Source organism: Yersinia sp. 2545 StPb PI (assembly GCF_052217125.1).
In the GTDB taxonomy this organism is placed as follows: domain Bacteria; phylum Pseudomonadota; class Gammaproteobacteria; order Enterobacterales; family Enterobacteriaceae; genus Yersinia; species Yersinia enterocolitica_E.
Window position 1 is genome coordinate 1,756,616 of record NZ_JAZGPY010000001.1, and the last position, 14,187, is coordinate 1,770,802.

Sequence of the window (14,187 nt, forward strand, 5' to 3'; positions counted from 1 at the left end):
GCGTGTTTAAAAGCATAGAGGTGCACCCGAGGTTTAAAAAGGCTTTTTTAATGCAACTTTCACTTGTTTTGATTTGGCGCAACTTTTGCTGCGAATGAGAATTTATTCACTATTAGGTAGGAACAGCGCACAGTGAATCGGCTGATCCACGGCGCTGGGTAATAAAGTGATTAAGAAAAGAAAGCGATCAATACCGGGGCCAGTAAGCTTAGCAAGAAACCGTGGACGATAGCGGCAGGGACCATCTCCAGCCCACCACTGCGCTGCAATACCGGCAAGGTGAAGTCCATAGAAGTGGCGCCACATAAGCCAAGCGCCGTGGAGCGGCTACTGCGGACTAAGGTTGGAATCAGCATGATTGCCACTAATTCACGCGCCAAATCGTTAAAGAATGCGGCACTACCAATTACTGGGCCGAACGCATCAGTCAGCAAAATACCAGACAGTGAATACCAACCAAAGCCAGAGGCCATCGCCAGCCCGGTTTTAACCGGCAAACCGATCAGTAGTGCAGCAAGCATACCACCGAGTAAGGCACTGATTGCTACCACAAATGCCACCATGGTGCCACGGCGGTTCAACACTATCTGGCGCAGTGTCATACCACTGTTACGCAATTGAATCCCCACTAAGAACAGCAGGAAAATCAGTGCCAACTCGCTGCCTTTGGCGGCAAACTGCAACCACTCCCATTGGCTTAGACCCAACAGGAAGCCAACAATGACTACGCCGCACAGTTTTAATGACTCTAGCGCCATATGCAGCCGTGAGGGTAATGCTTCCTGCCGATGAGTATTCTTCCACGGTATTTTGCGTTCGAGCAAAAACAGTGCGAGCAAATTGGCACAAAAAATACACAGAAAAAAGATGCCGGTGTACTGGAAAATGAGCAGCAGGTTAGCGCTGAGGTTTTCCAAAAAGGCCAAGCTGATCCCCATAAAAAATAAAATAACGTAAACCATCCAGCTTAATAAGCGGTTGATTAATTGAATTAATGGTTTGCGACTAAGTGGGATCAGATAACCAATAATTAACGGCAAAAGTATGATCAACAATCCTGAATACACGAGTTATACCGTCCTATACCCTTCTTCATTGACGTTACTGTGGTGTTAGCTGCACTTGCCCACCCGAATCACTTATCGATGTAAGCTCATCGGAATGAATGAACCTACTTGAGACTCACCCTGTGAACGAGCATGAATGTTGTGCAAATCGGTTCGAGACCGATTAATCATTCGCTTGTGGACTTATTGTAACGCCAATGACTTTGGTTATCATGAGCAGATGAATAATGAGCTGTGGCGCAATAAGCTATCTAAAATCAGCGGCAGAGTAAAGCAGTACGCACGGGCCGCGGCACTTGACCCGTAAGGTTTTTTTGCGTCTGGCGTCAAGACAATCGACTATGATTGCTGAGTTAACAGTGTTATCTGTAGTATCAGTATGAATAAATTCGCACCGGAGGCGTAGCATGTATCTTGAACGTGTTGATATTGTCGGTTTTCGCGGTATTAATCGTATTTCATTGAGCCTTGACGATAATACTGTGCTAATCGGTGAGAACGCCTGGGGTAAATCCAGCTTATTAGATGCGCTCACGTTGCTGTTGTCTCCCGAACCTCAACTCTATCATTTTACCGTGCAGGATTTTTATTATCCGGCAGGGGACGAGACGGCTAAAGAGCGCCATTTACAGGTTATTTTTACCTTTTGTGAGAAAGACATTGGTCATTGGCACTCCCCACGTTACCGCCATTTAGCCCCATTATGGATAAAAAATGATGATGGTCTGCATCGTATTTATTATCGGGTCGAGGGGGAACTGGCTGATGATGGCACGGTGTGTACCTGGCGTACGTTCCTTGATTTAGAAGGCCAGCCACTGTCTTTGCACGATATTGAGAAGTTGGCACGTGGCGTTATTCGTATCCACCCGGTATTGCGATTGCGTGATGCGCGCTTTATGCGCCGGCTCCGTAGCAGCACCGAAAACAGCCATGCACCTGATAAAGTGGCGTTGAACCAGCAATTGGATCAATTAAGCCGTGAGTTGGTCCGTAACCCACAGAAACTGACTAATTCAGAATTACGCCGGGGCTTGGAGGCGATGCGCCAACTGCTGGAACACTACTTTGCCGAGTCTGGATCGCAGTCCGCCGGTTTGCGTAATCACCGTTATCGGCCACAACCGGAACGTGAAGCTTGGCTGGCCCTCGACAATATAAACCGGATGGTGGCTGAGCCGAACAGCCGCAGTATGCGGTTGATACTTTTAGGGATGTTTTCAACGTTATTGCAGGCTAAAGGGCCATTGAGTCTCGATCCCCATTCTCGGCCCTTGCTACTGGTAGAAGACCCTGAAACCCGCTTGCATCCGATAATGCTGTCCGTCGCCTGGGGGTTGCTCAGCCAGCTCCCTCTGCAACGGATTACCACGACAAATTCCGGTGAGTTAGTGTCATTAGTGCCGATAGAGAGCATTTGCCGATTGGTGCGCGAATCGGCAAAAGTCGCGACTTATCGTATTGGCTCTCGTGGCATGAGCCCTGAAGATAGCCGCCGTATCGCTTTCCATATTCGTTTCAATCGGCCCTCAGCCCTGTTTGCTCGTTGCTGGCTGCTGGTGGAAGGTGAAACAGAGATCTGGTTACTCAATGAGTTTGCTCGCCAGTGTGGTTACCACTTTGAAGCTGAAGGAGTAAAAGTTATTGAGTTCGCTCAGAGTGGTTTGCGCCCGCTGCTTAAGTTTGCCAACCGGATGGGCATTCAATGGCATGTTCTGACTGATGGCGATGATGCCGGTAAAAAGTATGCCGCCACGGTGCGTAATATGGCGGACAATGGGCGCGATCATGAACGGGATCGCCTGACCATATTGCCAGCACCAGATATGGAACACTTTTTATATCGCGCTGGCTTTGATGATGTCTATCATCGGATCTCAGCAATTCCTGCCAATGCCAAAATGCAGCCGCGTAGAGTGATTGAAAAGGCGATTCACCGTACCTCAAAGCCGGATCTGGCTATTGAGGTTGCCAGTCAGGCCAAAGAGAGGGGGGTAGAATCTGTCCCCCTATTACTGAAAAAAATGTTCTCTCAAGTAGTTTGGCTGGCGCGTGGTCGAGCCGATTAGCACCAGATCACTTCAACACGGGTCACGCCACGTCGTGAGTAAAATGCGTGGCTAACGCCCCCTCAAGTTGTGCAAGTAACTCATAGCGGCGGCGATATTCTGCCCGTTTTTTGCTAGCAATATCTTCAATCGGTTTACGCGCGATTTTGGTCGGTAAATTGAAATGGCCTTCTGTGCACGCTTCTCCGCCAACAGACAACCAAAAACTGTCATAGTCAGCATGCAATTTCTCTTTTTTCTTGGCCCGATAGCGCCAGTTTTGATAAATGTGCGTTTCATTCCCCACGGCTTTAATTTGTGTTATTCCCATTAACTCTGCCAGACAGCATGCGGCTTCCAATACCAAACGTTTAGGGAATAAACCATGACAAGCTTTAGTGCTGGTGTGAATTGCGCTGTGTGGTGTTCCATTATCGGCACCTTGTAACCCACCAATAAACAATGTTTTTTGCTGTTGATAGTAAAACAGGCTGAAAGTCAGCACCGCCAGCGTTTGCTGTTGCTCATTTGCCAGCATCAGCGTAATTTCTCCCTCCTTATTGAGTTTTGGAATAACACCCAAATAAAGAGAATACTTTTCCTCATTCTTGCCAATTAATTCAGCCAGTTTATAGGGCGAAGTATGCAAGTAGTTGCGACGTAATGCTGCAGGCATACATTGGTTTACCAAGAGGAAATGATCCTGTAGCACCCCCAGTTTTTGGCGATTATTGAGCGTGTTAGTCAGATAAGGACGATGCAACTTACAAGGCAAATCGGGTTGTGCGCGCAGTATACTGTTTAGTAACGGTTGTTTTACCAGTACACCCAATAAACGAAAGGTCAGTTTTGGGCTGATAAGGGTCCGGGCGATAAATTTAAGCCGAAACCGCAACTTTTGCCATGAGCCGCCCAGAGCCTGACTACCTTTGAATAGCAATGTAATTAACCCCCAACGGTTAATATTGTTGGGGATTGATGCTGTGTTATTGATGTTATGCATGATTAAATCCGTAATATCGCTGTGTTTCTGGCGCTATTCAAACAAACGGGAACTAAACAGAGGCTCAATGCATCTTAGATTTCGCCTATAGCACGGTTGTATTGATATTTGGTTTAGTTAAATGAGAATTTCTGATGCTATTTTCAGCAGATTGAAAAATTGACGAATAGGGAAGGTAATTGATTTGATTCAGTTCAGTCGCAGTCAGCGCCGATGGCTTACCATAATTGCCGTGTTAATTATCGGGGGTTTTTTCCTCATCAGACATCTGACGGCCCCAGCCCCGGTGCAATACCAAACAGTAAAAGTTGCCAATCGTGACTTGCAACAGAATGTTCTGGCAACCGGCAAACTCGATGCGGTACGTAAAGTTGATGTGGGTGCACAGGTCAGTGGCCAGTTGGAAAAACTGTATGTGGAGATTGGCGATCAAGTTAAGCAAGGACAATTGCTGGCGATGATCGACCCGCAACAGGCACAGAACCAAATTAAAGAAGTAGAGGCGACATTACAGGATTTGAATGCTCAGTTGGCACAGGCGAAGGCTGAAATGCAACTGGCCGCGGTCACCCTGCGCCGCCAACAGGATTTGGCAAAATTACAGGTGGTATCACGCCAAGACTTGGATCAGGCCAGTACCACGCTGGCAGTGAAAAAAGCGCAGGTAGAGACGATTAATGCGCAAATTAATAAAACTAAAGCCAGTTTGGATACAGCCAATATTAATCTCGATTACACCAAAATTTCTGCGCCAATGGATGGCGATGTGGTGCAAATCACCACCTTGCAGGGGCAAACAGTGATCGCCGCTCAGCAAGCGCCTAATATTCTGACGTTGGCGGATATGAGCACTATGTTGGTGAATGCGCAGGTATCCGAAGCGGATGTCATTCATCTTAAACCGGGGATGAAAGCCTCATTTACCGTGCTGGGTGATCCTGGGAAACACTTTGATGGGGAGTTAAAAGATATTCAACCAACACCAGAAAAAGTAAATGATGCCATTTTCTACTCGGCACGTTTTGAGGTGCCGAATCCAGATCGCTTATTACGCCTGCAAATGACTGCGCAGGTTTCAATTCAACTTGCCAACGTAAAACAGGCAATGGTTATTCCGTTATCGGCCTTGGGTGATGAGTTAGGGACTAACCGTTATCAGGTCGCGGTGCTGAAAGACGGTAAAGAAGAGAAACGTGAAGTGACGATTGGTATCCGTAATAACGTTGATGCACAGGTGATTTCTGGTTTGAATATCGGTGATGAGGTCATCGTTAGCCGCGGTGGCACGGAGGAGACGTAATGACGGCATTGCTTGAGTTAAAAGGCATCCGTCGTAGCTATCAGTCCGGTGAAGAGACCGTGGATGTATTGCAGGATGTCTCACTGACAATTAATGCCGGTGAGTTAGTAGCAATTATCGGCGCTTCCGGTTCGGGTAAATCGACGCTGATGAACATTCTGGGTTGTCTGGATAAGCCTAGTGCTGGTGTTTACCGCGTCGCAGGGCAGGATGTGGCGGTATTGGATAATGATGCACTCGCGGCTCTGCGCCGTGAGCACTTTGGCTTTATTTTCCAGCGTTATCATTTGCTGCCGCATCTCAGTGCTGCCCACAATGTCGAAGTACCGGCGGTCTATGCCGGTTTGGGTAAAAATGAACGCCGCGAGCGGGCCAATATGTTACTCACCCGTCTGGGGCTGGGCGACCGTGTCGGGTACCAACCCAACCAGCTATCTGGTGGGCAGCAGCAGCGTGTCAGTATCGCCCGTGCTCTGATGAATGGTGGGCAGGTGATTTTGGCTGATGAGCCAACCGGTGCACTGGATAGTCATTCCAGCGTTGAAGTTATGGCTATTCTGAAACAGCTACAGCAGCAGGGGCACACGGTTATTATTGTGACTCATGACCCTACTGTTGCGGCTCAAGCTGAGCGGGTTATCGAAATAAAAGATGGCCGCATTATGGCGGATTCAGGCTCGAAAACGGTGCAAGCAGTGGCCGCTTCTGAGGCAATTAGTCTGACGCCACCCGCTCCATCATGGCAGCAACTGGCGGGTCGTTTCCGCGAGGCTTTATTAATGGCCTGGCGTGCTATGTCGGCCAATAAAATGCGCACGGCCTTGACCATGTTGGGCATCATTATCGGTATTGCCTCTGTTGTCTCTATCTTGGTAGTTGGGGATGCGGCCAAACAACTCGTTCTTGCTGATATCCGGGCTATTGGCACCAATACTATTGATGTTTATCCCGGCAAAGATTTCGGTGATGACGACCCCAGTACCCGGCAGGCATTGGTTTATGACGACATGGCAGCACTGAAAGCACAGTCCTACGTCAGTGCTGTATCCCCGACCATCGCAGGCAGTATGCGGCTCCGCTATGGCAATATTGATGTTGCCGCCAGCGTATCGGGGGTCAGTGAACAGTATTTCCGTGTATATGGTATGAAACTCGAACAGGGAACGGCCATTACCCGTGAGCAGGTTGAACGCCAGTCGCAAGTTGCTGTTATTGACCGTAATACCCAGCGCCGCTTGTTCCCGCATATGAAAGACGTCGTAGGGCAGGTCATATTGGTGGGGAATATGCCTGCCACCGTGGTTGGGGTGGTAGAAGAAAAGCAATCTATGTTTGGTAGCAGTAAAGCGCTGCGAATATGGGTACCTTACAGCACCATGGCGAGCCGTCTGATGGGGCGTGCCTACTTTGATTCGATAACTATCCGCATTAAAGAGGGGTATAGCAGCAAAGAAGCTGAGCAGCAGCTAGTGCGGTTGTTGACGATGCGCCACGGCAAGAAAGACATATTCACCTATAACATGGATAGTTTGTTGCAAACGGCGGAAAAAACTACCCGTACCATGCAATTGTTCCTGACACTGGTGGCAGTAATTTCATTAGTGGTGGGGGGAATTGGGGTGATGAATATTATGCTGGTTTCGGTGACCGAACGCACTCGAGAGATTGGTATTCGCATGGCTGTAGGGGCGAGATCCAGTGATGTTATGCAGCAATTCCTAATTGAAGCGATTCTGGTTTGCCTGGTCGGTGGAGCTCTGGGTATCACGCTATCCTTTGCCATCGGTCTGGTTGTAGAGATGTTTCTGCCTAACTGGCAGATAGCTTTCCCGCCGGTTGCATTGTTCAGCGCATTTTTGTGCTCTACAGTGATAGGTGTTGTGTTTGGTTATCTACCGGCCCGCAGTGCTGCTCGACTAAACCCGATTGATGCATTAGCTCGAGAATAAATTGGCTCGAGAATAAATTAGCTGGTGAATAGATCAGTCAAAGGATTGAACTTGGTTCATATGGCCGCATATTAGAAGTATGAGAAATAAAAATGCCAGTCATCGTTGGCTGGCATTTTGAAACGCAATCGATGTTAGTAGCAACACGCCGCCCGGGGAATACCGTTGGCACCAGACTGTTTCGCTGATGGGCAGGTGCAGGCGAGTGAATGCGTGGTGTCAGGCCATTGCAGCGAGTTCCTGCGGTATGGCTTCTTGCAATAGGACCTCTAACCCGAGTGGAACTATCAGGCTGGCATGGTTTCCTTTTGGTCCCTGATGGACATCAAAGTTAACCATCTGACCGGCTTTTAATGTGCGGTAGCCATCCATCTGAATAGTTGAATAGTGAGCGAAGATATCTTCGCCGCCGCCCTCAGGGCAAATAAAGCCAAAACCTTTGGCATTGTTGAACCATTTAACAGTACCCGTCTCCATACTTCTACGTTCCTCGCAAGGCTATTCTAGTTTGAGATGAGGTAATAACTGGTTAAAGTGAGCGCGAATTGGTTAAAACTCCAACAGCTCACGAAAATACACTCTAGTGGAAATGGCCTTAACGTCAAGGGGAGGGCTTTTGTCTGACCAAGGCAGTTATTCAAAGTTTGATGTAGCTAACGCTATTGTGTTTATCTGGTTACAATTTAATCACTTTTAACGCAAAAAAACCGACTTCTTTCTCTGGCGGCGTTATGGCATAAGTGATGTTAAAATAATAATAGATATCTGCATGAAATGGTCTTATAACCGGAGTGAGGTATTGCTCCTGTATGGTTCTGTGAAACGATGGGCAGGCAATGGGTAACAACAACGATTGGCTAAATTTTGAACATTTAGTCAAAGATAAACAGAAAGAGGCGCTCAAACCGCCGTCTATGTATAAAGTTATACTTAACAACGACGATTACACACCGATGGAATTTGTGATTGACGTTCTGCAAAAGTTCTTTTCTTATGATATTGAACGTGCAACACAACTGATGCTCAATGTGCATTATCAAGGAAAGGCGATTTGCGGTGTTTTTACTGCTGAAGTTGCAGAGACGAAAGTCGCACATGTAAATCAATACGCCAGGGAGAACGAGCATCCATTGCTTTGTACGCTGGAAAAAGCCTGATTAAGGCAATTATTGGGAGGTGCCTATGCTCAATCAAGAACTTGAACTCAGTCTCAATATGGCTTTCGCCAGAGCGCGTGAGCACAGACACGAGTTTATGACCGTGGAGCACCTATTGCTGGCATTGCTAAGCAATCCGGCTGCGCGGGAAGCGCTGGAGGCGTGTACGGTTGATCTGGTAGCGTTACGCCAGGAGCTGGAAGCGTTTATCGAACAAACCACACCAACATTACCTGTTAGCGAAGAAGAGCGTGACACCCAGCCTACGCTCAGTTTCCAGCGCGTGTTACAACGTGCAGTTTTCCACGTCCAGTCCTCTGGGCGCAATGAAGTCTCGGGTGCCAACGTGTTGGTCGCCATCTTCAGTGAACAAGAGTCTCAGGCGGCCTACCTGCTGCGTAAGCATGATGTCAGCCGTCTGGATGTAGTGAACTTTATTTCCCACGGCGCTCGTAAGGACGAACCGGGTCAAGCACCGAATGCAGAAAACCCGGTAAATGAAGAGCAGGCAGGAGGGGAAGACCGTATGGAAAACTTCACCACCAATCTGAATCAACTGGCTCGGGTGGGGGGCATTGACCCACTTATCGGTCGCGACAAAGAGCTGGAACGGACTATTCAGGTATTGTGCCGTCGGCGTAAAAACAACCCGCTGTTGGTCGGAGAGTCCGGTGTCGGTAAAACGGCTATCGCAGAAGGCCTGGCCTGGCGTATCGTGCAGGGCGATGTTCCTGAAGTGATGTCGGAATGCACTCTGTACTCACTGGATATCGGTTCACTGCTGGCCGGAACCAAATACCGTGGTGACTTTGAAAAGCGTTTCAAAGCGCTGCTGAAACAGTTAGAAAATGACAAAGATAGCATCCTGTTTATCGATGAAATTCATACTATTATCGGCGCAGGTGCTGCCTCCGGTGGGCAAGTGGATGCAGCTAACCTGATTAAACCACTGCTTTCTAGTGGCAAGATCCGGGTCATTGGCTCTACCACTTATCAGGAATTCAGCAATATCTTTGAAAAGGATCGTGCACTGGCACGGCGTTTCCAGAAAATTGATATTACTGAGCCGACACCGGAAGAGACCGTTCAGATTATTAACGGCCTGAAACCGAAATATGAAGCACATCATGATGTGCGTTATACCGCGAAAGCGATACGCGCAGCGGTGGAGTTGTCGGTTAAGTATATTAATGACCGCCATTTACCGGATAAAGCCATTGATGTGATTGACGAGGCTGGTGCTCGTAGCCGCCTGATGCCACTTAACAAACGTAAGAAAACTGTCAATGTGTCGGATATTGAATCCGTGGTGGCTCGTATCGCCCGTATTCCTGAGAAGACCGTCTCTGCCAGTGATCGCGATGTGCTGAGAAATCTGAGTGATCGGCTGAATATGTTGGTATTCGGTCAGGATAAAGCCATTGATGCGCTATCTGAGGCGATCAAAATGAGCCGCGCAGGATTAGGGCACGAGCATAAGCCGGTCGGATCGTTCCTGTTTGCTGGCCCAACAGGGGTTGGTAAAACAGAAGTTACGGTGCAATTGGCCAAAGCACTGGATATCGAACTGCTGCGTTTTGATATGTCTGAATATATGGAGCGCCATACTGTCAGCCGCCTGATTGGTGCGCCTCCGGGTTATGTAGGTTACGATCAAGGTGGTCTGTTGACCGATGCGGTTATCAAACATCCTCATGCAGTTCTGCTGCTGGATGAAATTGAAAAGGCCCATCCAGATGTGTTTAACCTGTTACTACAGGTGATGGATAACGGCACTCTGACGGATAACAATGGGCGTAAAGCTGATTTCCGTAACGTCATTCTGGTGATGACCACCAATGCTGGTGTGCGTGAAACGCAACGGACCTCAATTGGTTTTAAACAGCAAGATAACAGCACTGACGCACTGGAAGAGATCAAAAAAGTGTTTACCCCGGAATTCCGAAACCGGTTGGATAACATTATTTGGTTCAACCACTTGTCACCTACTGTTATTCAGCAGGTGGTCGATAAATTTATTGTTGAGTTGCAGGCGCAATTAGATGCTAAAGGCGTGTCGCTGGAAGTCAGTGAAGAAGCCCGTAATTGGTTATCTGATAAAGGCTATGACAAAGCGATGGGTGCACGACCAATGGCGCGGGTGATTCAGGAGAATCTGAAGAAACCGCTGGCAAACGAGCTGTTGTTTGGTTCTCTGGTTGATGGTGGCTCGGTCACTGTTGGGCTGGATAAAGAAAAACAACAACTGGCTTATGAGTTTCAGAGTGCGCAAAAACGCAAAACTGAAGGTGCCGTTCATTAAATGTAAGATGTCCGAAATAAGTGGCGTTGCAGTCGATGGCAAATGAAAGATTCCCGATGAGTGAGTATTGAGTGATTCGGGGGATATCGGCGTTACACGACTACTGCGTCAAGTATACCGGGCAATAAAAAAGGGCGATAAGCTATAAACTTATCGCCCTTTTTGTTTTCCACGATTAGTGACTTTTGCATTTTGCTGTTTATTTCACGATGAATAAACCTACTCAATCGATAAAAAAGAAAACGCAAAACGCCCTTGCCATAAATGGGAAGGGCGCCGGAGGGGGACTACATCCTCAGAGCTCGCCAGTCTTAAACTGGCGACAGATTAGCCGATTAACGGCTACGGAAGACAATGCGGCCTTTGCTCAGGTCGTACGGGGTCAGCTCTACAGTGACTTTGTCACCCGTCAGGATGCGGATATAGTTTTTACGCATTTTACCGGAGATATGAGCGGTTACCACGTGCCCGTTTTCCAATTCAACGCGGAACATGGTGTTCGGCAGCGTATCAAGAACGGTGCCCTGCATTTCAATATTGTCTTCTTTGGCCATCGAATCCTCTAGGTGTTACTACCTTAGTTTTTAACCGGCAAGATAATGCCGAAAAACCCACATTATGTAAAGAAGTGTTGGCGGTCATCGCACCATTTCAGCAAAATTAGTCTGCCGGTAAGAGGGGATAAAGCCTAATGTGGGGTACTTTCTCAACGGTTGATCTTTACTGCATCGCGGATGAAAAATTCAACGATTGCGGTAACCAGCATTCAGCCGGTAGTGGACTAAACTGGAGTTGACTCAACTGCTGCATAAAAAAGTTTCGTGGGATCTCAATCGCACCCAGCGACGCAGTGTGAGCGTTGAGGACCTGACAGTCAATCAGTTCTCCACCTTGACGGGTAAAATGATGACAAAAAACCATTAATGCGCTTTTTGAAGCATTGTCAGCTCGGCTAAACATCGATTCTCCGCAAAACAGTTTACCTACTGCAATGCCATATAATCCGCCAACCAGTTCATTTTCCAACCAAACTTCAACTGAGTGCGCGTGCCCTAATGCATGTAATTGGCAATAAGCTTGCTGTACATCCTCGCCAATCCACGTCCCCTCATCACGTTGCGCAGCACAAGCGCTGACCACATCGGCAAAAGCATGGTTAAGTGTGAGGCGATAAGGACAACGGCGCAGAAAGCGGCGCATGCTGCGGCTAATATGCAAATCTTCTGGGAATAACACCGCGCGCGGGTCCGGTGACCACCATAGGATCATCTCTCCGGGGCTAAACCAAGGAAAAATCCCCTTTTGGTAAGCTGCCAGCAGGCGAGGAGCGGCTAAATCGCCCCCAAGAGCCAGCAAACCATTAGGTTCGCGCAGAGCCAGCTCAGGTGAGGGGAATGCAAATGACTGAGAAGATAGCTGTGTAATGCGCATAAATCCCCCTGATGATATCTTCAGGCTCCATAGCCTTGGTACTTGAACCCACAGCGTTGTTAGCTGCTACGCTCAGTTCGCTGGGTATAATAAATAACAATGAATACCACTTTTTCTTCAGTGGTTTTTATTCATATTAGCGCGAATTATGCTAATTACCTGCTCGCATCAGGTGACTCATTCACAATTCACGCAGCCCACTGTTCAATGGCGTTGATGGAATTGGTAATAGCGCCCTTTGTGTTGCAATAAACTGTGGTGATTGCCTTGCTCGACTATCTTGCCACCATCCATCACGCAGATTCGATCCATATATTCCAGACCGTATAAACGATGAGTGACCATGATCAGGCTCTTGTGCTGACAGTGTTGGCGCAGCAGAGCCAGAATTTGTTGTTCTGTTTCAGCATCTAACCCTTCGGTAGGTTCATCAAGTAGCAAAAGAGGCGCTGGATGTAGCAAGGCACGGGCAATTCCTAAACGACGCTGTTCACCGCCAGAGAGTGGCCGGCCACCATCCCCCATCCAGGCATTCAGTCCCTCACTGTTATCAAGTAAGTTGGCTAACCCGACGTGTTCCAAAACCGTTTTCAACTGTGCATCAGACGCCATAGGGCAAGCCAGCAACAGATTTTCACGTAACGTACTGCTGAAGACATGTACCCGCTGGCTGACCACTGTCATCATTTGGCGCAAGGTATTTTCGTCATAATTGGCCAATGGTTCCCCATTAAGCGTGATACTGCCTTGGCTGGCATCCCAGGCCCGGGTTAATAATTGTAACAGTGTGGATTTTCCACAGCCTGTGCGCCCAAGTAGCGCAATATGCTCCCCTGCGGCCAGTGACAGCGATATATTCTGCAAAACGGGTAAAGGCTGCTGTGGGTAGGTAAAACTCAACCCTGTCACTTCTAGCGCCACCTGTGCGGTCAGCTCTGGACCATTGGTCGGGAATGTCACTTCAGGCTGTTGTTCCATCAATTGCGCAACGCGGGTCGCGGAAGCGATAACTTGCCCCAAGTGTTGGAATGCACCAGCCACCGGCAGCAAGGCTTCAAATGCGGCTAAAGAGGTAAAAACAAAGAGCGCCAGTAATGCGCCTGGTTGATTATTCCCGCCAATACCTTCAGCGGCGAGCCATAAAATTAGCGTGACCGTTAGGCCAGTAGCCAGAATCATTAGCGCCTGCGCTAAACCAGCCAAGGATGCTTGCTGTTGTTGGCGTTTCATCCAGCGTTGTTCAATATCCTGCAACGAGGCACGGAATTGCTGCAACGCACCGAATACCAATAACTCTGCCTGCCCCTGTAACCAAGAGGTCAGTTGCGAACGATAAAGACCACGCAGGTCCGTCAGGTCACGACCAATGGGCTTACCGGCACGGTAGAAGATCAATGGGACGAGCAGTAATAACCCCAGCAGAATTGCACCGAGTGTCAGGGCCAGATTGACATCCAGATAGCTTAAACCAAACGTCACGGCAGCAATAATTGCGATGGCGGCCACCAGCGGTGAGATGACGCGCAGATAGAGATGATCGAGGGTATCAACATCGGCGACCAACCGGTTCAGCAGTTCACTTTGGCGAAAACGGGCAATACCGGCAGGGGAGAGTGGTAGGATCTTCTGGAAAGCGAAGACCCGCAGATGTGCCAGTACACGGAATGTCGCGTCATGGCTGACAACTCGCTCTGCGTAGCGGCCCGCCGTACGGGTAATTGCGGCCCCTCGGACACCGGCAGCCGGTAGTAAGTAGTTAAACGTATATAATCCAGCAGGGCCAGCGATGGCGGTACCCGCCAGGAACCAACCGGATAATGTCAGCAAGCCGATACTGGCCAGCAGCGTGACAATTGCCAGCACGATACCCAGACAAATCAGGAACCAATGGCGGCGATACAACGCCAAAAAAGGAAGAAGTACGCGCATA

General features: G+C 48.6%; 11 protein-coding genes. 5 read left to right on the forward strand and 6 right to left on the reverse strand.

Annotated features, from left to right (window positions below):
- Positions 1-170 precede the first annotated feature (170 nt).
- Positions 171-1,067, reverse strand: coding sequence for a lysine exporter LysO family protein (locus tag V1955_RS08090; RefSeq protein ID WP_083158418.1), 897 nt, complete (start codon positions 1,065-1,067; stop codon positions 171-173).
- A 407-nt stretch (positions 1,068-1,474) separates the two neighbouring features.
- Between V1955_RS08090 and V1955_RS08095 the strand changes: the two genes are divergently transcribed.
- On the forward strand, positions 1,475-3,136 hold the full coding sequence (locus V1955_RS08095; protein ID WP_083158419.1) for an ATP-dependent endonuclease: 1,662 nt from the start codon (positions 1,475-1,477) through the stop codon (positions 3,134-3,136).
- 22 nt (positions 3,137-3,158) lie between these two features.
- Here the strand turns inward: V1955_RS08095 and V1955_RS08100 are convergent, their stop codons facing one another.
- A complete protein-coding gene (locus tag V1955_RS08100) occupies positions 3,159-4,118 on the reverse strand; it encodes a VirK/YbjX family protein (RefSeq protein ID WP_442820771.1) in 960 nt (319 codons plus the stop codon).
- A gap of 187 nt (positions 4,119-4,305) precedes the next feature.
- Between V1955_RS08100 and macA the strand changes: the two genes are divergently transcribed.
- Both macA and macB read left to right on the forward strand, forming a co-directional pair.
- On the forward strand, positions 4,306-5,418 hold the full coding sequence (gene macA, locus V1955_RS08105; RefSeq protein ID WP_442821431.1) for a macrolide transporter subunit MacA: 1,113 nt from the start codon (positions 4,306-4,308) through the stop codon (positions 5,416-5,418).
- Complete coding sequence (macB, locus tag V1955_RS08110; protein WP_083158422.1) at positions 5,418-7,367, forward strand: macrolide ABC transporter ATP-binding protein/permease MacB; 1,950 nt, start codon at positions 5,418-5,420, stop codon at positions 7,365-7,367. Before macA ends, macB begins: the two co-directional genes overlap by 1 nt.
- A 219-nt stretch (positions 7,368-7,586) precedes the next feature.
- On the opposite strand, the gene cspD is transcribed toward macB, so the two are convergent.
- The gene (gene cspD, locus V1955_RS08115) at positions 7,587-7,844 is read right to left on the reverse strand and encodes a cold shock-like protein CspD (RefSeq protein ID WP_083158423.1); all 258 of its coding nucleotides are present in this window, start codon (positions 7,842-7,844) and stop codon (positions 7,587-7,589) included.
- A 359-nt stretch (positions 7,845-8,203) separates the two neighbouring features.
- Here cspD and clpS point away from each other — a divergent pair, with 359 nt between their 5' ends.
- Both clpS and clpA read left to right on the forward strand, forming a co-directional pair.
- On the forward strand, positions 8,204-8,524 hold the full coding sequence (gene clpS / locus V1955_RS08120) for an ATP-dependent Clp protease adapter ClpS (protein WP_005184739.1): 321 nt from the start codon (positions 8,204-8,206) through the stop codon (positions 8,522-8,524).
- A 25-nt stretch (positions 8,525-8,549) separates the two neighbouring features.
- Positions 8,550-10,826: an ATP-dependent Clp protease ATP-binding subunit ClpA gene (gene clpA, locus V1955_RS08125; protein ID WP_050084965.1), complete on the forward strand. Its 2,277-nt coding sequence runs from the start codon at positions 8,550-8,552 to the stop codon at positions 10,824-10,826.
- Between the two features lie 335 nt (positions 10,827-11,161).
- Here the strand turns inward: clpA and infA are convergent, their stop codons facing one another.
- The 3 genes from infA to cydC all read right to left on the reverse strand — a co-directional run bounded on the left by infA (position 11,162) and on the right by cydC (position 14,186).
- On the reverse strand, positions 11,162-11,380 hold the full coding sequence (infA, locus tag V1955_RS08130; RefSeq protein ID WP_002211347.1) for a translation initiation factor IF-1: 219 nt from the start codon (positions 11,378-11,380) through the stop codon (positions 11,162-11,164).
- A gap of 166 nt (positions 11,381-11,546) precedes the next feature.
- Positions 11,547-12,257 (reverse strand): leucyl/phenylalanyl-tRNA--protein transferase, encoded by a 711-nt coding sequence (gene aat, locus V1955_RS08135; protein WP_083158424.1) that lies wholly within the window; start codon positions 12,255-12,257, stop codon positions 11,547-11,549.
- A gap of 204 nt (positions 12,258-12,461) precedes the next feature.
- Positions 12,462-14,186, reverse strand: coding sequence for a heme ABC transporter ATP-binding protein/permease CydC (cydC, locus tag V1955_RS08140; protein ID WP_442820772.1), 1,725 nt, complete (start codon positions 14,184-14,186; stop codon positions 12,462-12,464).
- Position 14,187: the final 1 nt, after the last annotated feature.

Coding starts and splice junctions, on each gene's coding strand:
- macB (WP_083158422.1), top strand. CDS start 5,418: ATGACGGCATTGCTTGAGTTAAAAGGCATCCGTCGTAGCTATCAGTCC.
- infA (WP_002211347.1), bottom strand. CDS start 11,380: ATGGCCAAAGAAGACAATATTGAAATGCAGGGCACCGTTCTTGATACG.
- cydC (WP_442820772.1), bottom strand. CDS start 14,186: ATGCGCGTACTTCTTCCTTTTTTGGCGTTGTATCGCCGCCATTGGTTC.
- clpS (WP_005184739.1), top strand. CDS start 8,204: ATGGGTAACAACAACGATTGGCTAAATTTTGAACATTTAGTCAAAGAT.
- aat (WP_083158424.1), bottom strand. CDS start 12,257: ATGCGCATTACACAGCTATCTTCTCAGTCATTTGCATTCCCCTCACCT.
- V1955_RS08100 (WP_442820771.1), bottom strand. CDS start 4,118: ATGCATAACATCAATAACACAGCATCAATCCCCAACAATATTAACCGT.
- cspD (WP_083158423.1), bottom strand. CDS start 7,844: ATGGAGACGGGTACTGTTAAATGGTTCAACAATGCCAAAGGTTTTGGC.
- clpA (WP_050084965.1), top strand. CDS start 8,550: ATGCTCAATCAAGAACTTGAACTCAGTCTCAATATGGCTTTCGCCAGA.
- V1955_RS08095 (WP_083158419.1), top strand. CDS start 1,475: ATGTATCTTGAACGTGTTGATATTGTCGGTTTTCGCGGTATTAATCGT.